Annotated in this window: 20 protein-coding genes and 1 pseudogene; 10 read left to right on the forward strand and 11 right to left on the reverse strand. The window is 61.9% G+C overall.

Going from position 1 to position 17,940, the window contains the following annotated elements; all coding sequences use genetic code 11:
- Positions 1-42 precede the first annotated feature (42 nt).
- The 8 genes from CAG02_RS11045 to CAG02_RS11080 are packed head-to-tail and all read left to right on the forward strand — an operon-like array spanning position 43 to position 6,044.
- Positions 43-798, forward strand: coding sequence for a heme ABC transporter permease (locus CAG02_RS11045; protein ID WP_085699421.1), 756 nt, complete (start codon positions 43-45; stop codon positions 796-798).
- Entirely contained in the window at positions 795-971 is a 177-nt protein-coding gene (ccmD, locus tag CAG02_RS11050) for a heme exporter protein CcmD (protein ID WP_011333085.1), read from the forward strand. Before CAG02_RS11045 ends, ccmD begins: the two co-directional genes overlap by 4 nt.
- Complete coding sequence (ccmE, locus tag CAG02_RS11055) at positions 968-1,423, forward strand: cytochrome c maturation protein CcmE (RefSeq protein ID WP_065261104.1); 456 nt, start codon at positions 968-970, stop codon at positions 1,421-1,423. The genes ccmD and ccmE overlap by 4 nt, the downstream gene beginning before the upstream one ends.
- A 3-nt stretch (positions 1,424-1,426) precedes the next feature.
- A complete protein-coding gene (locus tag CAG02_RS11060) occupies positions 1,427-3,415 on the forward strand; it encodes a heme lyase CcmF/NrfE family subunit (RefSeq protein ID WP_085710503.1) in 1,989 nt (662 codons plus the stop codon).
- Positions 3,412-3,948, forward strand: coding sequence for a DsbE family thiol:disulfide interchange protein (locus CAG02_RS11065; RefSeq protein WP_011333088.1), 537 nt, complete (start codon positions 3,412-3,414; stop codon positions 3,946-3,948). The genes CAG02_RS11060 and CAG02_RS11065 overlap by 4 nt, the downstream gene beginning before the upstream one ends.
- Complete coding sequence (locus tag CAG02_RS11070) at positions 3,945-4,415, forward strand: cytochrome c-type biogenesis protein (RefSeq protein WP_085710505.1); 471 nt, start codon at positions 3,945-3,947, stop codon at positions 4,413-4,415. The genes CAG02_RS11065 and CAG02_RS11070 overlap by 4 nt, the downstream gene beginning before the upstream one ends.
- Positions 4,412-5,611, forward strand: coding sequence for a c-type cytochrome biogenesis protein CcmI (gene ccmI / locus CAG02_RS11075; RefSeq protein WP_085710506.1), 1,200 nt, complete (start codon positions 4,412-4,414; stop codon positions 5,609-5,611). The genes CAG02_RS11070 and ccmI overlap by 4 nt, the downstream gene beginning before the upstream one ends.
- Positions 5,612-5,636: 25 nt before the next feature.
- On the forward strand, positions 5,637-6,044 hold the full coding sequence (locus tag CAG02_RS11080; RefSeq protein ID WP_085710507.1) for a hypothetical protein: 408 nt from the start codon (positions 5,637-5,639) through the stop codon (positions 6,042-6,044).
- Positions 6,045-6,084: 40 nt separating this feature from the next.
- On the opposite strand, the pseudogene CAG02_RS11085 reads toward CAG02_RS11080, so the two are convergent.
- The 3 genes and pseudogenes from CAG02_RS11085 to CAG02_RS11095 all read right to left on the reverse strand — a co-directional run.
- Positions 6,085-6,198: pseudogene (locus CAG02_RS11085) on the reverse strand (PIN domain-containing protein); the annotation flags it as partial.
- Positions 6,195-6,662, reverse strand: coding sequence for a helix-turn-helix domain-containing protein (locus CAG02_RS11090; protein ID WP_085710508.1), 468 nt, complete (start codon positions 6,660-6,662; stop codon positions 6,195-6,197). The gene CAG02_RS11090 and the pseudogene CAG02_RS11085, both read right to left, overlap by 4 nt.
- Before the next feature lie 85 nt (positions 6,663-6,747).
- Complete coding sequence (locus tag CAG02_RS11095) at positions 6,748-7,635, reverse strand: LysR family transcriptional regulator (protein ID WP_085710510.1); 888 nt, start codon at positions 7,633-7,635, stop codon at positions 6,748-6,750.
- 169 nt (positions 7,636-7,804) lie between these two features.
- On the opposite strand from CAG02_RS11095, the gene CAG02_RS11100 reads away from it, so the two are divergent.
- Positions 7,805-8,209: a type II toxin-antitoxin system HicB family antitoxin gene (locus CAG02_RS11100; RefSeq protein ID WP_085710511.1), complete on the forward strand. Its 405-nt coding sequence runs from the start codon at positions 7,805-7,807 to the stop codon at positions 8,207-8,209.
- A 37-nt stretch (positions 8,210-8,246) separates the two neighbouring features.
- Here the strand turns inward: CAG02_RS11100 and CAG02_RS11105 are convergent, their stop codons facing one another.
- Positions 8,247-9,434, reverse strand: coding sequence for an MFS transporter (locus tag CAG02_RS11105; protein ID WP_085710513.1), 1,188 nt, complete (start codon positions 9,432-9,434; stop codon positions 8,247-8,249).
- 243 nt (positions 9,435-9,677) lie between these two features.
- Between CAG02_RS11105 and CAG02_RS11110 the strand changes: the two genes are divergently transcribed.
- On the forward strand, positions 9,678-10,298 hold the full coding sequence (locus CAG02_RS11110) for a DUF5666 domain-containing protein (protein ID WP_085710514.1): 621 nt from the start codon (positions 9,678-9,680) through the stop codon (positions 10,296-10,298).
- Positions 10,299-10,353: 55 nt separating this feature from the next.
- Here the strand turns inward: CAG02_RS11110 and CAG02_RS11115 are convergent, their stop codons facing one another.
- From CAG02_RS11115 to hyi, 7 genes are all read right to left on the reverse strand, one after another.
- Positions 10,354-11,352: a sulfate ABC transporter substrate-binding protein gene (locus CAG02_RS11115; RefSeq protein ID WP_085710515.1), complete on the reverse strand. Its 999-nt coding sequence runs from the start codon at positions 11,350-11,352 to the stop codon at positions 10,354-10,356.
- A gap of 104 nt (positions 11,353-11,456) precedes the next feature.
- On the reverse strand, positions 11,457-12,281 hold the full coding sequence (locus tag CAG02_RS11120; protein WP_085710517.1) for an ion transporter: 825 nt from the start codon (positions 12,279-12,281) through the stop codon (positions 11,457-11,459).
- A gap of 21 nt (positions 12,282-12,302) precedes the next feature.
- A complete protein-coding gene (locus CAG02_RS11125) occupies positions 12,303-13,217 on the reverse strand; it encodes an urea transporter (RefSeq protein WP_085710518.1) in 915 nt (304 codons plus the stop codon).
- 145 nt (positions 13,218-13,362) lie between these two features.
- The gene (pyk, locus tag CAG02_RS11130) at positions 13,363-14,778 is read right to left on the reverse strand and encodes a pyruvate kinase (protein WP_085710519.1); all 1,416 of its coding nucleotides are present in this window, start codon (positions 14,776-14,778) and stop codon (positions 13,363-13,365) included.
- Positions 14,775-16,049 (reverse strand): glycerate kinase, encoded by a 1,275-nt coding sequence (locus CAG02_RS11135; RefSeq protein WP_085710520.1) that lies wholly within the window; start codon positions 16,047-16,049, stop codon positions 14,775-14,777. The genes pyk and CAG02_RS11135 overlap by 4 nt, the downstream gene beginning before the upstream one ends.
- 160 nt (positions 16,050-16,209) lie before the next feature.
- Positions 16,210-17,103: a 2-hydroxy-3-oxopropionate reductase gene (locus CAG02_RS11140; RefSeq protein WP_085710522.1), complete on the reverse strand. Its 894-nt coding sequence runs from the start codon at positions 17,101-17,103 to the stop codon at positions 16,210-16,212.
- 43 nt (positions 17,104-17,146) lie between these two features.
- On the reverse strand, positions 17,147-17,929 hold the full coding sequence (gene hyi / locus CAG02_RS11145; RefSeq protein ID WP_007959286.1) for a hydroxypyruvate isomerase: 783 nt from the start codon (positions 17,927-17,929) through the stop codon (positions 17,147-17,149).
- Between the last annotated feature and the right edge of the window lie 11 nt (positions 17,930-17,940).

The following is a 17,940-nucleotide window of genomic DNA, read 5'->3' on the forward strand; positions in this document are numbered from 1 at the left end:
AGACTGCTCACACCGATGAGCGGCACCCGTGATGGAAACAGTATGAACTGGACCTGGTTTCACAAGCTCGGCTCGCCCAAGTGGTTCTACGGCATCAGCAGCAAGTTCCTGCCGTGGCTGAGCATTGCAGCGTTGCTGCTGATCGCTGTCGGCGTCGTCTGGGGCCTGGCTTTCGCGCCGCCGGACTATCAGCAAGGCAACAGCTTTCGCATCATCTATATCCACGTTCCCGCCGCGATGCTCGCTCAGTCGATCTACGTGATGCTGGCGGTGTGCGGTGTGGTCGGGCTGGTGTGGAAAATGAAACTGGCCGACGTCGCCCTGCAATGCGCCGCACCGATCGGTGCCTGGATGACCGCCGTGGCGCTGGTCACCGGGGCGATCTGGGGCAAGCCGACCTGGGGTTCGTGGTGGGTCTGGGACGCGCGGCTGACCTCGATGCTGATTCTGTTGTTCCTGTACTTCGGCGTGATCGCCCTGGGCAACGCCATCAGCAACCGCGACAGCGCCGCCAAGGCCTGCGCGGTGCTGGCCATCGTCGGCGTGATCAACATTCCGATCATCAAATACTCGGTGGAGTGGTGGAACACCCTGCACCAGGGCGCGACTTTCACCCTGACCGAAAAACCGGCGATGCCCGTCGAAATGTGGCTGCCGCTGCTGCTGACGGTGCTGGGTTTCTACTGTTTCTTCGGCGCCGTGCTGTTGCTGCGCATGCGCCTTGAAGTGCTCAAGCGCGAAGCCCGCGCCAGTTGGGTGAAAGAAGAAGTGCAGAACAGCCTGGAGGCCGCTCGATGAGTTTCGCGTCATTCGGCGACTTCCTCGCCATGGGCCATCACGGCCTGTATGTCTGGTCGGCCTACGGCATCTGTCTGGCGGTACTGATCCTCAACGTGGCGGCGCCGATCGCGGCCCGCAAGCGTTATCTGCAACAAGAGGCGCGTCGTCTGCGCCGGGAGAACGGCAAGTGAATCCGCTGCGCAAAAAGCGTCTTATCATCATTCTGGCGATTCTGGTCGGGGTCGGCGCTGCCGTCGGCCTGGCCCTGAGCGCCCTGCAGCAGAACATCAATCTGTTTTACACCCCGACCCAGATCGCCAACGGCGAAGCGCCGCAGGACACCCGCATCCGCGCCGGCGGCATGGTCGAGAAAGGTTCGCTGCAACGTTCCCCGGACTCTCTGGACGTGAAATTCGTGGTCACTGACTTCAACAAGTCCGTGACCATCACTTACCGCGGCATCCTGCCGGACCTGTTCCGCGAAGGGCAGGGCATCGTCGCACTGGGCAAGCTCAACGCCGACGGTGTGGTGGTCGCCGATGAAGTGCTGGCCAAGCACGACGAGAAATACATGCCGCCGGAAGTGACCAAGGCCCTGAAGGACAGCGGTCAATCCGCGCCGACCCAAGCGAAGGAGGGTTGATCGATGACTTCAACGATTTTTATTCCCGAGCTTGGCCATCTGGCGATGATTCTGGCGCTGTGTTTCGCGCTGGTGCAGGCCGTGGTGCCGTTGCTCGGTGCCTGGCGCGGCGACCGTCTGTGGATGGGCCTGGCGCAACCGGCGGCGTGGGGGCAGTTCGCGTTTCTGCTGTTCGCCTTCGGCGTTCTGACCTACGCGTTCATGACCGACGACTTCTCCGTGGCCTACGTCGCGATGAACTCCAACAGCGCGCTGCCGTGGTACTACAAGTTCAGCGCGGTGTGGGGCGCCCACGAAGGTTCGTTGCTGCTGTGGGCGTTGATTCTCGGTGGCTGGACCTTCGCGGTGTCGGTGTTCTCCCGACAGTTGCCGCAAGTCATGCTCGCCCGCGTACTGGCGGTGATGGGCATGATCAGCACCGGTTTCCTGCTGTTCCTGATCCTCACGTCGAACCCGTTCTCGCGGATCCTGCCGCAGATCCCGGCGGACGGTCGTGACCTCAATCCGCTGCTGCAGGACATCGGCCTGATCGTGCATCCGCCGATGCTGTACATGGGTTACGTCGGTTTCTCCGTGGCCTTCGCGTTCGCCATCGCTGCACTGCTTGGCGGTCGTCTCGATGCGGCGTGGGCGCGCTGGTCGCGTCCGTGGACCATCGTTGCCTGGGCTTTCCTCGGCATCGGCATCACCTTGGGTTCGTGGTGGGCTTACTACGAACTCGGCTGGGGCGGCTGGTGGTTCTGGGACCCGGTGGAAAACGCCTCGTTCATGCCATGGCTGGTGGGCACGGCGCTGATTCACTCGTTGGCGGTCACCGAGAAGCGTGGCGTATTCAAGAGCTGGACGGTGTTGCTGGCGATTGCCGCGTTCTCCCTGAGCCTGCTCGGTACCTTCCTTGTGCGTTCCGGTGTGCTGACCTCGGTGCACGCGTTTGCCTCGGATCCTGAGCGCGGCGTGTTCATCCTGATCTTCCTGCTGTTCGTGGTCGGTGGTTCGCTGACGCTGTTTGCGCTGCGCGCTCCGGTGGTCAAGAGCCAGGTCGGTTTCAACCTGTGGTCGCGGGAAACCCTGCTGCTGGGCAACAACCTGGTGCTGGTGGTGGCCGCGTCGATGATCCTGCTCGGCACGCTGTACCCGCTGATTCTGGATGCGATCAGCGGCGCCAAGCTGTCGGTCGGCCCACCGTACTTCAATGCGCTGTTCATTCCGTTGATGGCGCTGCTGATGGTGGTGATGGCGGTCGGCGTGATCGTGCGCTGGAAAGACACGCCGGTGAAATGGTTGGCCAATATGCTGACCCCGGTATTGCTGGGCAGCGTCGCCCTGGCGGTCGTTGCCGGTGTCGCTTACGGCGATTTCAACTGGGCGGTGATCGCGACCTTCCTGCTCGCTGCATGGGTGTTGCTGGCCGGTGTGCGCGACATCTTCGACAAGACGCGCCACAAAGGCCTGATCAAAGGCCTGCCGACCCTGACCCGCAGCTACTGGGGCATGCAACTGGCCCACATCGGTATCGCCGTGTGTGCGCTGGGCGTGGTGTTGTCGAGCCAGAACAGTGCCGAGCGCGACCTGCGTCTGGCGCCGGGCGAGTCGATGGAACTGGCCGGTTATCAGTTCGTGTTCGAGGGTGCCAAACACTTCGAAGGCCCGAATTTCACTTCCGACAAAGGCACCATCCGGGTGATCCGCGATGGTCGCGAAGTCAGCGTGCTGCACCCGGAAAAACGCCTGTACACCGTGCAGAGTTCGATGATGACCGAAGCCGGAATCGATGCCGGTTTCACCCGCGACCTCTACGTTGCTCTGGGTGAACCACTGGGCGACGGCGCCTGGGCGGTGCGGGTGCATGTGAAACCGTTTGTGCGCTGGATCTGGTTCGGCGGTCTGCTGACCGGTCTGGGCGGGATGCTGGCGGCGCTGGACCGGCGTTACCGGGTCAAGGTCAAAGCCAAGGTGCGTGAAGCGCTGGGCATGGAAGGAGCCGCTGCATGAGACGTTGGTTGATGCTGGTGCCGCTGGCGATTTTCCTGCTGGTGGCGGTATTTCTTTATCGCGGTCTGTACCTGGATCCGGCGGAGCTGCCGTCGGCGATGATCGGCAAACCGTTCCCGGAGTTTTCCCTGCCGGCGGTGCAGGGCGACAAGACCCTGACCAAGGCCGACATCCTCGGCAAACCGGCGCTGGTCAACGTCTGGGGCACCTGGTGCATTTCCTGCCGGGTCGAGCATCCGGTGCTGAACAAACTCGCCGAGCGCGGCGTGGTGATCTACGGCATCAACTACAAGGACACCAACGCCGATGCGTTGAAGTGGCTGGCCGAATTCCACAACCCGTATCAACTGGACATCCGCGATGACGAAGGCTCCCTGGGCCTGAATCTGGGTGTCTACGGCGCGCCGGAAACCTTCTTTATCGATGCCAAGGGCATCATCCGCGACAAGTACGTCGGGGTGATCGACGAGCAGGTCTGGCGTGAAAAACTGGCGGCCAAGTATCAGGCGCTGGTGGATGAGGCCAAGCCATGAAGCGTTTTATTGCTGCCGTGGTGCTGGGGCTGAGTCTGGCCGGCGTGGCGCATGCCGCCATCGATACTTACGAGTTCGCCAAAGAGGGCGATCGCGAGCGTTTCCGCGAGCTGACCAAGGAACTGCGCTGCCCCAAGTGCCAGAACCAGGACATCGCCGACTCCAACGCGCCGATTGCCGCTGACCTGCGCAAAGAGATTTTCCGCATGCTCAGCGAGGGCAAGGACAATCAGCAGATCATCGACTTCATGGTCGACCGCTACGGTGATTTCGTCCGCTACAAACCGGCGCTGAATGCCAAGACCGCGCTGCTGTGGTTTGGCCCGGCGGGATTGTTGCTCGGCGGTTTTGTCGTCATCGCCGTGATCGTCCGCCGCCGTCGCGGGCAACGCGCCGAGACTCCGCAATCGCTGTCCCCTGAAGAGCGTCAGCGCCTCGACCAACTGTTGGATAAAAACCAAGAATGATTGATTTCTGGCTTGCCGCAGGGCTGTTGCTTCTGGTCGCCCTGAGTTTTCTGCTGATCCCCGTTTTGCGCGAACGTCGCGCCCAGCGTGAAGAGGATCGGACTGCCCTGAACGTCGCGTTGTATCAGGAGCGCGTTGCCGAGCTGCAATCGCAGCAGGCTGAAGGTGTGCTTGATGCCGCGCAAATGGACAGCGGTCGAGCCGAAGCAGCCCGTGAGCTGCTGGCCGACACCGAAGGTGTGGCGCCGACCCGGGTTTCTAGACTGGGCAAGCCGTTGCCGTTGCTGGCGGCCGTGCTGGTGCCGGTGCTGGGTCTCGGTCTGTACCTGCATTTCGGTGCCGCTGACAAAGTCGAACTGACCCGGGAATTTGCCCAAGCGCCGCAGTCGATGGAAGAGATGACCCGGCGGCTGGAGCGCGCCGTGGCCGCGCAACCGGATTCGGCCGAAGGCCTGTATTTCCTCGGTCGCACCTATATGGCTCAGGATCGTCCGGCGGACGCGGCGAAGATGTTCGAGCGCGCCGCCAACCTGGCCGGTCGTCAGCCAGAACTGCTCGGCCAGTGGGCGCAGGCGCAGTACTTCGCCGATGGCAAGAAGTGGTCGGACAAGATCCAGGCCCTGATCGACGAAGCGCTGAAGGCTGATCCGAAAGAAGTCACCAGCCTCGGTCTGCTCGGTATCGCTGCGTTCGAAGGCGAGCGCTATCAGCAAGCTATCGACTACTGGAACCGCCTGCTGGAGCAACTGCCAGCGAATGACAAATCCCGCGAAGCCCTGCAGGGTGGTATCGCCCGCGCCACTGAAAAACTTGAAGCCAGCGGCGGCAAGGTGGCTCAGGCGCCGGTGGCGAAAACCGCGCTGCTCAAGGTCAGCGTGGATCTGGCCAGCGAGCTCAAAGGCAAGGTGCAACCGGGTGACAGCGTGTTCATCTTCGCCCGCGCCGTTTCCGGCCCTCCAGCGCCGCTGGCCGCCAAGCGTCTGACCGTTGCCGACCTGCCGGTAACCGTCGAGCTGGGCGATGCCGATGCAATGATGCCGCAGTTGAAACTGTCGAACTTTCCTGAAGTCCAACTGGTTGCGCGCGTCTCCCGTGCCGGTCAGCCGACCGCCGGTGAGTGGGTAGGCCGCAGCGGGCCTCTGGCCAGCAGCACCACCGCGCCACAAAAACTGACCATCGACAGCCCGGACAAATAGCCGGAACCATCAGGAACGCACCGCCATGAACGCCATCGCCCGAATCACAGTCCTCACACTGGCCCTGGGCTTGAGCGCATGTGCGGTGCAACGGCCGGAGCCGACGACACGTCTGCCGCCGATCCCGCCTTCACAGCCGAGCCCGACTCCGTCGACCAGTCCGACGCCGGGCAAACCGGGCATCCCGGCCAAACCCTCGAAACCCGCTCCGCGCACCTCGGCAAGTTTCGCGCCGCCACCGGGCGGCAACAGCCACTGGGACCAGAAACTGGGCGTGTACGTGCTGGATGACCAGCCCAACACCTTCTACCGCCAGCGCACTTACTACCGCTGGAACAACGGCTGGAGCCGCTCGATCAGCCCGAACGGACCGTGGGAGGACACCAACATCCACGGCGTACCGGCGGGGTTGGGCAAACAGTTCGGGGAGTAATGAAAAACGGCGATCTTTGGATCGCCGTTTTGCTATCTAGGCTCCATCGCGCCCGAAATCGTCCCGAGAGGGCAAGCCACATGAGGAAGTCTCTCAAGGGGGCGGGGTACAAGACGCATGCATCGTACAAAGCGGTAAAAGAGGAATGCCTCACTCGTAACCTGTCCTTAACGCCTGAGCTTGCTCTGCGAGAAGCGCCATTGCCTGCTCGCTGGCGGTGGTGCGCCGGGTCTTATAGTCCATCAGATCGGCAAAACGCACACGTCGGTGCTTGCCTGTTTTGTGGTAGGACAACTCGCCGCTTTCCAGCAGTTTTATGAGGTGTGGACGTGAGACGTTGAGCAGGTCGGCGGCTTCCTGAGTCGTCAATTCAGCATGCACCGGCACGACCTGGACCGCGTTGCCGGCTGCCAGCTCCGCCAGAATATCGATCAGCAGGCGCAAGGCCGAGGTGGGCAGTTCGACGCGATGAGCTTCATTCTGCTCGTCGAAAATCTGGATGTGCTGAGTCTCGAAACCGGTTGCGAGATAGGCAGCCAGGGCGCGCTGTCCTTCAATGGCGGCTTTGACTTCACGTTCTACGGGGAGGCTGATGGAGGGATGAATAACGATCGACATGGCGAGTCCGGGTTTGGAAATGAGTAATGCCGGGAACGTTATTCGAAATAAATGAAAATCGCAATAAACGAAACTAGTGCTGGTTTTACAACGCTCGCGCCAACAACCCCTGCACATATTCAACAAACACCCGCGCCTTGGCGCTGGCCATCCTGCCCGTGGGAAACACCGCCCACAGCTCCTGCTTCGGCAACACCCAGTCGCCCATGACAGCCTTCACTGCGCCACTGGCCAGTTCCGGTGCAAACATCCACTCCGAGCCCAGCCCCAGGCCCTGATGAGTGAGGACCGCTTCACGCAAGCCTTCGGCAGCGCTGACACGCAGGCGGCCATTGACGGTCACGGTCTGTTCTTCGCCATCCTTGTTGAAGTGCCAGGTCGCACCACCGCCACGGTGGTAGATGACGGCGCGGTGTCGGCTCAGATCGGCAGGGCAGGCAGGTTCACCGTGACTGGTGAAGTACGCCGGGGTGCCAACGATGACGCGCCGACATTCAGCGATCTTGCGCACGGTCAGGCCTGAGTCGCTGAGCGGGCCCAGGCGCAGGGCGACGTCGATGCCTTCTTCCACGAGGTTGATGTTCTGGTCGTCGAGCAACAGATCGACATTGAGTTGCGGGTGCTGATCAAGGAACGGCCCGAGATGAGGCACCACATGCATCCGACCGAAGGTCACGGCAGTGCTGACCCGCAGATTTCCGCTCAGACCGCCGGCCACGCCTCGGGCAGCGTTGTCGGCCTCGTCGGCTTCTTCGAGCGCACGCCTGGCCCGTTCGAAAAATGCCAGCCCGGCCTCGGTCGGCGTCAGGCCTCGGGTCGAGCGCAACAGCAGGCGCACGCCGAGGCGGGTTTCGAGTTGGGCGATGGTTTTCGATACGGCGGGCTGGCCGATATCCAGTCGCCGGGCAGCGGCGGAAAACGAGCCGGTTTCCACGACGTAGACGAAGGTTTCCATGGCGGCGAGGCGGTCCATCGGCGGTCCTGTGCAGTCTTGTTAAAAAATTGTGAGTCTTCGTAGGCAGTTTTGCCTTACAGCCAAGGAGGTCAAAACATTCTGCAAAACAACCAACGTTGTGTAACAGGCTTCTGCAGGCTACTAAAGGTATCTCTAGAGTTACTTTAATGGGCGAGGCAATTTCACAATGCAATACCCAATCTGCATCGAGTGGGGTGACGAGAACACCGCCATCGGTATTCAGATCCCCGATATTCCCGGCGCGGTAACGGCTGGTGATACGTTTGAGGATGCCTACAACGCAGCTGTCGAGATTGCCCACATCATGCTGCAGGAGATCGCGGCGAATGGTGATCCGATTCCGATGCCGACCTCGGCGGCCACCCACCGCAACAACCCGGAGTTTGCCGAGATGGGCTGGGGAATGCTGGAGCTGGATATTTCGCCGTACATGGGCAAGACCGAAAAGGTCAACGTGACGTTGCCCGGTTACGTCATCCAGCGGATCGACCGCTATGTGCGGGAGCACAACGTCAAAAGCCGTTCATCCTTTCTGGCGGACGCCGCCATGGAAAAACTGGTCCGGCATTGAGCGTCGGGCGCTGCCGGTGGGCAGCGCCTCGGACCTTTCAAGCAGTCGCCATGACTGCTTTCTGCGAAACACTCAAAAACCGCACCAGCGCCAGCAGCGGAAACGCACTGCCAACAATCACGATCCACAGCCACCCGCCATGCTCGTACACCGCACTGGCCACCGACGAGCCGAAGGCGCCGCCGATGAAGATGCTGGTCATGTACAGCGCGTTGAGGCGGCCACGGCTTTTGGCGTCGAGGGAGTAGACCGCGCGCTGGCCGAGCACCATGTTCATTTGCACGCAGAAGTCGAGCACCACGCCGGTCACGGCCAGGCCGATCACGCTGTAGGCCGGGTGGATAAAGGCCGGCAGGAAGCTCAGGCTGGCGAACAGCATGGCCAGCAGCGAGGCGACGCGGGTGTGGCCGGCGTCGGCCAGGCGTCCGCTGATCGGGGCGGCGATGGCACCGATGGCGCCGACCAGGGCGAAGATCGCGATTTCACTCTGGGACAGGCCATGGTTACGCGCCAGTTCCAGCGGCACGGCGGTCCAGAACAGGCTGAAGGTGGCAAACATGCAGGCCTGGTAGAACGCCCGCTGACGCAGCACCGGTTGCTGGCGCAGCAGCGTCCACAGCGAACCGATCAACTGGCCATAGGAGGCGCTGTGATCCGGCTGGCGCTTGGGTACGGTCAGGGCCAGCACGATGCTGATCGCCGCCATCAACGCCGCCGCGATCATGAACATGGCCCGCCAGCCGAGATGGTCAGCGACCACACTCGACACCGGACGTGCCAGCAGAATGCCCAGCAGCAGACCGCCCATGATTCCGCCGACCACCCGGCCACGGGATTCCTCCGGCGCCAGATGTGCCGCCAGCGGAATCAGGATCTGCACCGACACCGAGCTGAAGCCCACCAGCAGCGAAATCAACAGGAACACATTGGGCTGATCGGTAAACGCCGCCCCCAGCAGGCTGGCAATCGCCACCACGGTGGTGATGATCATCAAACGGCGGTTTTCCAGCAGATCCGCCAGCGGCACCAGGAAGAACAGCCCCAGCGCATAACCGATCTGGGTCAACGACACGATGAAACTGGCCATGGTGTCGGTCAGGCCGATGTCCGGGGCAATCAGACCGATGATCGGCTGGGCGTAGTAGATGTTGGCAACGATGGCGCCGCAGCAGAAAGCGAACAGCAGCACCATGCCTCGGGTCATTGCGTGAGTTGTGGCGGTCATAGGGTTTCTCGATCCAGCGAAAAGGAATGCGGTGAGGCTAAGGGACGAAACGGGCGGGCGGTAGAAGCCCTGGATCGATATCAGTTATTCCGTTGCGGAATAGATCGCGTCGAACAATCCGTCGTCCATCGGCGAACCTTGCGTCCGACCGAAGAGGGACGATGATACATTCACTTACATCTTGTTCGATAGCGTGCTTATGTTGTCAGTGGATTTCCATCTGCAAACAACCGGAGGATTGCGATGTTTCGTCAGCTGCTTCGCCACACCACGACTCTTTTGATGATCGGCGTACTGAGTGCCGGTAGCGTCTGCGCCGGCGAAGCCCCGGGCATGCGCATCGGTGTGCGTGGCGAAATCACCGGGGTCAGCCCCGACTCCCTCAAGGTGCACGTCAACACGGGTGAAAATGTGGTGGTTCAGTTGACTCCGGACACCAAGGTCCGCGCCGTCACCCTGGCCAACATCGAAGACATCAAGCCCGGCAGCTACATCGGCTCGGCAGCCATTCCCCAGGAGGATGGCACGCTCAAGGCGCTGGAGGTTCACGTGTTCCCGCCGGAGCTGGCCGGCAGCGGCGACGGTCATCGGCCGTTCGACCTCGCCAAGGGCAGCAGCATGACCAATGGCAGCGTCGGCGATCTGGTGGTGAGCAACGGCCGGGTGCTGACCGTCAACTACAAGGGCGGCCAGCAGAAGATCCTGGTGCCGGAGGACGTGCCGATCGTCAACCTGACGCCGGGGGATCGCAGCCTGCTCAAGGTCGGAGTGAAGATCGTTACCTTCGTGACCCAGAGCGCGGACGGCACGTTGACCGCGCAATCGATCTCGGCCGGCAAGGATGGCGTCAAGCCGCCCATGTAGCCGGCCACAAAAAAGGCGACCTCTTCAGGTCGCCTTTTTCATGTCAGCTCACGTCTTACTGGCCGTTGTAGATCTGGTCGAAGATCCCGCCGTCGTTGAAGTGGGTCTTCTGCACGGTGCGCCAGTCACCGAAGGTTTTCTCGACCGACAGGAAGTCGACTTTCGGGAAGCGGTCGGTGTACTTGGCCAGTACCGCCGGGTCACGTGGACGCAGGTAGTTGGCGGCAGCGATTTCCTGACCTTCCGGCGACCACAGGTACTTCAGGTATTCCTCGGCGGCGGCGCGGGAGCCTTTCTTCTCGACGACTTTGTCAACTACCGACACCGGTGGCTCGGCTTCGGCGGAGACGCTTGGGTAGATGACTTCGAACTGGTCGCGGCCGAACTCGCGGGCGATCATTTCAGCTTCGTTCTCGAAGGTCACCAGCACGTCGCCGATCTGGTTGGTCATGAACGTGGTGGTGGCGGCACGGCCACCGGTGTCCAGCACCGGCGCTTGCTTGAACAGTTTGCCGACAAAGTCTTTCGCCTTGTTCTCGTCACCGCCGTTTTTCAGCACGTAGCCCCAGGCCGACAGGTAGGTGTAGCGGCCGTTGCCCGAGGTTTTCGGGTTCGGCACGATTACTTGCACGCCGTCCTTGAGCAGGTCCGGCCAGTCTTTCAGGGCTTTCGGGTTGCCCTTGCGCACGATGAACACGGTCGCGGAGGTGAACGGCGCACTGTTGTTCGGCAGACGGGTGACCCAGTTCTCCGGGACCAGTTTGCCGTTATCGGCCAGAGCGTTGATGTCAGTCGCCATGTTCATGGTGATGACGTCAGCCGGCAGGCCGTCGATCACGGAGCGGGCTTGCTTGCTCGAGCCGCCGAAAGACATCTGCACCGTGATGTTTTCGTTGTGTTCGGCCTGCCAGTGTTTCTGGAACGCAGTGTTGTAGTCCTTGTAGAAATCGCGCATCACGTCGTAGGAAACGTTAAGCAGGGTCGGTGCGGCTTGAGCCACGCTGCCGAAGGCAAGACCAGCGGCGAGAAGTGAGGCGCCAAAGAGTTTTTTCACTGCGCATTCCTTGTTCTGTGGGGGTGTTTTTACAAAGGTGAGGCCAATTGCCAGCGACTATAGCGGGGCGCGCATAGTCGCTTAAAGATTAAAAAGAACTTTGCTTATTCCATTTTCTTGAACAGCGCGTTGCCACATCGGGAGCAGAACGACGCTTCGTGTTCATGGTTGTCTTTCTTGCACACCGGGCAGTCGTGCTGCAGCTGACCGCCGCGCATCGCCGTGGCCAGTTCAGCGGTGAAAATCCCGGTGGGTACGGCGATGATCGAATAACCGGTGATCATCACCAGCGACGAAATCACCTGGCCCAGAACGGTCCTCGGCACGATGTCGCCGTAACCCACGGTGGTCAGGGTCACGATAGCCCAATAGATGCCTTTTGGAATGCTGGTGAAGCCATGCTCCGGGCCTTCCACCACATACATCAATGTGCCGAAAACGGTGACCAGAGTGCAGACGCTGAGCAGGAACACGAGGATTTTCTGCTTGCTGCCGCGCAAGGCGTCGAGCAGGTAATGCGCCTGTTTCAGGTACGGGCCGAGCTTGAGCACACGGAAGATCCGCAGCATCCGGATCACCCGGATGATCAGCAGGTACTGGGCATCGCTGTAATACAACGCGAGGATGCCGGGCACGATCGCCAGCAGGTCCACCAAACCGTAGAAACTGAAGGCGTAGCGCAACGGTTTGGGCGAGCAATACAGGCGCAGCAAGTACTCGCCGAGAAAGATGACGGTGAAGCCCCACTCGATGTACGCCAGCACATCGGCGTAGTTCTGGTGGACGTCGTCGATGCTGTCGAGGATCACCGTCACCAGACTGGCGAGGATGATCAGCAGCAGGGTCTTGTCGAAACGACGTCCCGCTACTGTGTCAGTCTGAAAGATGATCACGTACAGGCGATCACGCCACGTGTTGTTGCCGTTCATGCGAATCGCCCTGGCCATAAATCAGCGCAGCCTAGGTTGATTCTCCCCGTCAGCGCAAGGCGCCGCGTTCAACTCGGGTTGGCGCATCAGGCGGATTCCGGTGCGCAGCAGCCAGCAGGCAAGAATGAACGGTGCCGTGAGGGTCGCCAGGCCAAGGGCACCGAACAGCGGGGTCACCAGCAGCGCCAGGCCGATCCCGAACAGCGGCAGCCACGGTTGCTGGCGTTGGGTGCTGAAGGCGAGGGCGGCAAGCACCGCGTTGTAGCCACCCAGACCGAGCAGCGCGACCTGACTGTCGTGGTGCAACAGGCTGGAGCCCAAACCGATGACCGAAGCCAGCAGCGCCCAGGCAAATGCCCGGCGATCGGCGATCAGCAAACCGGCAGCGATCAATGCACCGGCCAGCGGGTGGTCGAGGAACATCACCTGGCCCAGCCCCTTCAGCGCGGCACCAAGCAGGTTCGGCGTGCTCAGTTCAAGCGCCGGAGCCGGCGTCGAAGGCTCGGCGAAACACAGGAACACCCAGCTCAGCAACACGAACGGCGCGGTGTAGGCGGGCAGGTACTCGGTGAGGCGCGCGCGTTTGAGCCACTGCTGCGTGATCATCGCGCTCAGGCCGCCGGCCGCCAGAATCAGCGGTGGCAGCATCGGCGACCAGGGGAAATACAGGCTCAGCAACAGGCCGACCAGTACGCCGTTGTAGCTGAACAGTCCGGCCTGGCGATCAGCCTTGGCGTAGTTGCGTCGCTGCGCGGTGAGCAACCCGGCGACCGCGCCAAGCAGCGCGCCGGCGAACAGCACCGGCGCGGTAAATAAAATGGCCAAAAGGCACAGCAGGCCACACAACGGGTGGCGCTGGAGGAAGATCTGACTGAAACCGTTGAGCAAGGCTTCGGCCCAGTCGGGGCAGTGGGTGTTGAAGTGGTTGGCAGGCATGTCTGGACAATCTGGGCAGTAGGACAATCAAAAGGTCTTGCTTGAAACTGTGGCGAGGGAGCTCATGCCCGGTGAATGCGGTGTCTCTTGTGGAAACCGTCATGCCGAGCGACGGGAGCACGTTCCCTCGCCACACAGGTGTTGCTTAAATCAATGTTTCGATCCGCAGCGAATTAGTCGACCCCGGTTGCCCAAACGGCACACCCGCGGTGATCAGCAACGTATCGCCACGCTCGGCCATTCCTTGAGCCTGAGCGATTTCCAGCGCGGTCGAGCACACTTCATCCACCTGACGCAGACGATCATTGACCACCGAATGAATGCCCCACGCCACGCTCAAGCGGCGGGCAGTCTGCAGGTTCGGCGTCAGGTTGAGGATCGGCGCTTTTGGCCGCTCCCGCGCCGCACGCAGACTCGATGCACCGGACTCGCTGTAATTGACCAGCACCGCCACCGGCAGCACGTTGCTGATTCGGCGGATCGCACAGCTGATGGCATCGGACACGGTCGCTTCGGCTTTCGGCCGGCTGACGTCGAGTTGGGTCTGGTAGTCCGGGCCGTTCTCCACCTGGCGGATGATCTTGCTCATCATCTGCACGGCTTCCAGCGGGTATTCGCCGGACGCGGTTTCTGCCGACAGCATCACCGCATCGGCGCCTTCGGCCACGGCGTTGGCGACGTCCGTGACTTCGGCGCGGGTCGGCGCCGGCGAGAAGCGCATCGACTCGAGCATCTGCGTTGCCACCACCACCGGTTTGCCGAGCTGGCGGCAGGTGGTGATGATGTTTTTCTGGATCTGCGGAACGCTTTCGGCCGGCACTTCCACGCCCAGGTCGCCGCGGGCAACCATGATCGCGTCGCTCAGCTCGGCGATCTCGCGCAGTTGCTCGACAGCCGACGGCTTCTCGATTTTCGCCATCAGGAACGCCTTGTCGCCGATCAGCTCGCGGGCCTCGATGATGTCTTGCGGACGCTGCACGAACGACAGCGCCACCCAGTCCACACCCAGTTCGAGACCGAAGCTCAGGTCGCGGCGGTCTTTGGTGGTCAGCGGGCTCAGATCGAGTACCGCTTGCGGCACGTTCACGCCTTTGCGATCCGACAGCTCGCCACCGTTGAGCACGGTGGTGTCGATCGCGTCGGAGTATTTGGTGACGACCCGCAGACGCAGTTTGCCGTCATCGAGCAGCAGATCCATTCCGGCTTCCAGCGCGGCGATGATCTCCGGATGCGGCAGGTTCACCCGGCGTTCGTCGCCCGGTGTCGCGTCCAGATCGAGGCGGAAGGCCTGGCCGCGATGCAGTTGAACCTTGCCGTCAGCGAACTTGCCGACCCGCAGCTTCGGCCCTTGCAGGTCCATCAGGATGCCGAGCGGATAGTTGAGCTGGCGCTCGACTTCGCGGATCCACTGATAGCGCTTGGCGTGGTCGGCGTGATCGCCGTGGCTGAAGTTGAGGCGGAAGATGTTGACCCCGGCCTCGACCAGCTCGCGGATGTCTTCGATGCCGTCGACGGCAGGCCCGAGGGTGGCGAGGATTTTGACCTTTTTGTCAGGCGTCATGATTTAGAGCTCTCGAGGATCAGGATGGCGCGGAAGTCGTTGACGTTGGTGCGGGTCGGCTCGGTGACGATCAGCGCATCGAGCGCCGCGAAGTAGCCGTAACCGTTGTTGTTATCCAGCTCGTCGCTGGCGCTCAGGCCGAGGGCGGCGGCGCGGGCGTAGCTGTCCGGGGTCATGATCGCGCCGGCGTTGTCTTCCGAGCCGTCGATGCCGTCGGTATCACCGGCCAGCGCATACACGCCGGGCTGGCCCTTGAGGCTGTCGGTGAGGCTGAGGAGGAATTCGGCGTTGCGTCCGCCACGGCCATTGCCGCGCACGGTCACCGTGGTTTCACCGCCGGAAAGAATCACGCACGGTGCTGCCAGTGGCTGGCCGTGATGGATGATCTGGCGCGCAATGCCGGCGTGGACTTTCGCCACTTCCCGGGATTCGCCTTCCAGGTCGCCGAGGATCAGCGTGCTGAAACCGGCCTGACGGCATTTCACCGCCGCCGCATCCAGCGATTGCTGAGGACGTGCGATCAGCTGGAAGTGACTTCGGGCCAGGCTCGGGTCGCCGGGTTTGACGGTTTCCGATTCCGGGCTTTGCAGCCAGGTGCGCACGGAAGCCGGGATCTCGATGCCGTAGCGCTTGATGATTGCCAGTGCTTCGGCGCTGGTGCTTGGGTCGGCCACGGTCGGGCCGGAAGCGATGACCGTGGCGAGGTCGCCCGGTACATCGGAAATCGCGTAGGTGTAAACAGTCGCCGGCCAGCAGGCCTTGCCCAGGCGTCCGCCCTTGATCGCCGAGAGGTGCTTGCGCACGCAGTTCATCTCGCCGATGGTCGCGCCGGATTTGAGCAGGGCTTTGTTGATCGACTGCTTGTCGGCCAGGGTGATGCCTTCGGCCGGCAGCGCCAGCAGGGCAGAACCGCCGCCGGACAGCAGGAAGATCACGCGGTCGTCTTCGGTCAGGTTGCTGACCAGATCCAGCACGCGTTTGGCCACGGCCAGACCGGCAGCGTCCGGCACCGGATGCGCGGCTTCGACCACTTCGATTTTTTCGCACGGGGCGCCGTGACCGTAGCGGGTCACCACAAGGCCCGAGACTTCACCTTCCCAGCAGCGCTCGACCACTTGCGCCATGGCAGCGGCAGCCTTGCCGGCGCCGATGACGATCACGCGACCTGTGCGATCGGCCGGCAGATGAGCTTCGAGGACCTGGTTCGGATGGGCCGCGTCGATGGCTGTGGCAAACAGCTCGCGCAGCAGTTGTTGCGGATCGACCGACATGGCGGGCTCCCGGAATTCTTGTTATTCGAAAGGGCGATACAGGACCTGTGGGAGCGAGCTTGCTCGCGAAAGCGGTGGATCAGTCAATATCCATGTCGACTGACAGACCCTCTTCGCGAGCAAGCTCGCTCCCTCAGGTTTCAAACGGTGCAGCAGAGACTTACTTCTTGTCGCGAATCGAGAAGTTGGCCATGTGTTCCAGGCCCTTGATCAGCGCCGAGTGGTCCCAGTTGCTGCCACCGATGGCCGCGCAGGTGCTGAACACTTGCTGGGCGTTGGCGGTGTTCGGCAGGTTGATGTTCAGCTCCTTGGCGCCTTGCAGGGCCAGGTTCAGGTCCTTCTGGTGCAGGCTGATGCGGAAGCCCGGATCGAAGGTGCCCTTGATCATGCGCTCGCCGTGCACTTCGAGGATCTTCGAGGAGGCGAAACCACCCATCAGCGCTTCACGCACCTTGGCCGGATCGGCACCGTTTTTCGAAGCGAACAGCAGGGCTTCGGCAACGGCCTGAATGTTCAGGGCAACGATGATCTGGTTCGCCACCTTGGCGGTCTGACCGTCGCCATTGCCGCCGACCAGAGTGATGTTCTTGCCCATGGCCTGGAACAGCGGCAGTGCGCGTTCGAAGGCATCGGCGTCGCCACCGACCATGATGCTCAGGGTCGCAGCCTTGGCACCGACTTCACCACCCGACACCGGAGCGTCGAGGTACTGCGCGCCTTTTTCGTTGATCTTCGCGGCGAAAGCCTTGGTGGCGGTCGGCGAGATCGAGCTCATGTCGATCACGACTTTGCCTTTGCCGATGCCGGCAGCGACGCCGTCGGCGCGGAACAGCACGTCATCGACCTGCGGGGTATCCGGCACCATGACGATGATGAATTCAGCTTCCTGGGCCACTTCTTTCGGGTTGGCCAGGGCCACGGCGCCAGCAGCGACCAGATCGGCAGGAGCGGCGTCGTGGTGCGCCGACAGGAACAGGCTGTGACCGGCTTTCTGCAGGTTCGAAGCCATTGGGTGGCCCATGATGCCGGTGCCGATAAATCCGATTTTAGCCATGAGAAATTCCTCTTGTTTTTGTCTTGCTCAAGCAAATAGGGGGTCAGATCGCGTTGTGGGTCTTCAGCCAGCCGAGGCCCGCTTCAGTGGTGGTCAGCGGTTTGTACTCGCAGCCGACCCAGCCCTGATAACCGATGCGATCGAGGTGTTCGAACAGGAAGCGGTAGTTGATCTCGCCAGTGCCCGGCTCGTTGCGGCCCGGGTTGTCGGCCAGCTGCACATGGTTGATCTCGGCCAGGTGCGATTGCAGGGTGCGGGCCAGATCGCCTTCCATGATTTGCATGTGATAGATGTCGTATTGCAGGAACAGATTGGCGCTGCCGACCTGCTCGCGAATCGACAGGGCCTGCGCCGTGTTGTTCAGGTAGAAACCCGGGATGTCACGGGTGTTGATCGCTTCCATCACCAGTTTGATACCGACGGCTTGCAGCTTGTCGGCGGCGTACTTGAGGTTGGCGACGAAGGTCTTTTCCACGGTGGCATCGTCCACGCCCTGCGGACGGATACCGGCCAGGCAGTTGACCTGGGTGTTGCCCAAAACCTGTGCGTAAGCGATGGCCAGATCGACACCGGCACGGAACTCTTCGACCCGGTCCGGCAGGCACGCGATACCGCGTTCGCCCTTGGCCCAGTCACCGGCCGGCAGGTTGAACAACACTTGGGTCAGACCGTTGGCGTCGAGTTTGGCCTTGATTTCGGCGGAGCTGAAATCGTACGGGAACAGGTACTCGACACCGCTGAAGCCAGCCTTGGCGGCGGCGTCGAAACGGGCAAGGAAATCCTGTTCGGTGAACAGCATGGACAGGTTGGCTGCGAAACGCGGCATGGTGGTCTCCC

The organism is Pseudomonas sp. R43(2017), assembly GCF_002112345.1.
In the GTDB taxonomy this organism is placed as follows: Bacteria; Pseudomonadota; Gammaproteobacteria; order Pseudomonadales; family Pseudomonadaceae; genus Aquipseudomonas; species Aquipseudomonas kribbensis.

Coding starts and splice junctions, on each gene's coding strand:
- CAG02_RS11045 (WP_085699421.1), top strand. CDS start 43: ATGAACTGGACCTGGTTTCACAAGCTCGGCTCGCCCAAGTGGTTCTAC.
- ccmD (WP_011333085.1), top strand. CDS start 795: ATGAGTTTCGCGTCATTCGGCGACTTCCTCGCCATGGGCCATCACGGC.
- CAG02_RS11060 (WP_085710503.1), top strand. CDS start 1,427: ATGACTTCAACGATTTTTATTCCCGAGCTTGGCCATCTGGCGATGATT.
- CAG02_RS11065 (WP_011333088.1), top strand. CDS start 3,412: ATGAGACGTTGGTTGATGCTGGTGCCGCTGGCGATTTTCCTGCTGGTG.
- CAG02_RS11070 (WP_085710505.1), top strand. CDS start 3,945: ATGAAGCGTTTTATTGCTGCCGTGGTGCTGGGGCTGAGTCTGGCCGGC.
- ccmI (WP_085710506.1), top strand. CDS start 4,412: ATGATTGATTTCTGGCTTGCCGCAGGGCTGTTGCTTCTGGTCGCCCTG.
- CAG02_RS11080 (WP_085710507.1), top strand. CDS start 5,637: ATGAACGCCATCGCCCGAATCACAGTCCTCACACTGGCCCTGGGCTTG.
- CAG02_RS11090 (WP_085710508.1), bottom strand. CDS start 6,662: ATGTCGATCGTTATTCATCCCTCCATCAGCCTCCCCGTAGAACGTGAA.
- CAG02_RS11095 (WP_085710510.1), bottom strand. CDS start 7,635: ATGGACCGCCTCGCCGCCATGGAAACCTTCGTCTACGTCGTGGAAACC.
- CAG02_RS11100 (WP_085710511.1), top strand. CDS start 7,805: ATGCAATACCCAATCTGCATCGAGTGGGGTGACGAGAACACCGCCATC.
- CAG02_RS11105 (WP_085710513.1), bottom strand. CDS start 9,434: ATGACCGCCACAACTCACGCAATGACCCGAGGCATGGTGCTGCTGTTC.
- CAG02_RS11110 (WP_085710514.1), top strand. CDS start 9,678: ATGTTTCGTCAGCTGCTTCGCCACACCACGACTCTTTTGATGATCGGC.
- CAG02_RS11120 (WP_085710517.1), bottom strand. CDS start 12,281: ATGAACGGCAACAACACGTGGCGTGATCGCCTGTACGTGATCATCTTT.
- CAG02_RS11125 (WP_085710518.1), bottom strand. CDS start 13,217: ATGCCTGCCAACCACTTCAACACCCACTGCCCCGACTGGGCCGAAGCC.
- pyk (WP_085710519.1), bottom strand. CDS start 14,778: ATGACGCCTGACAAAAAGGTCAAAATCCTCGCCACCCTCGGGCCTGCC.
- CAG02_RS11135 (WP_085710520.1), bottom strand. CDS start 16,049: ATGTCGGTCGATCCGCAACAACTGCTGCGCGAGCTGTTTGCCACAGCC.
- CAG02_RS11140 (WP_085710522.1), bottom strand. CDS start 17,103: ATGGCTAAAATCGGATTTATCGGCACCGGCATCATGGGCCACCCAATG.
- hyi (WP_007959286.1), bottom strand. CDS start 17,929: ATGCCGCGTTTCGCAGCCAACCTGTCCATGCTGTTCACCGAACAGGAT.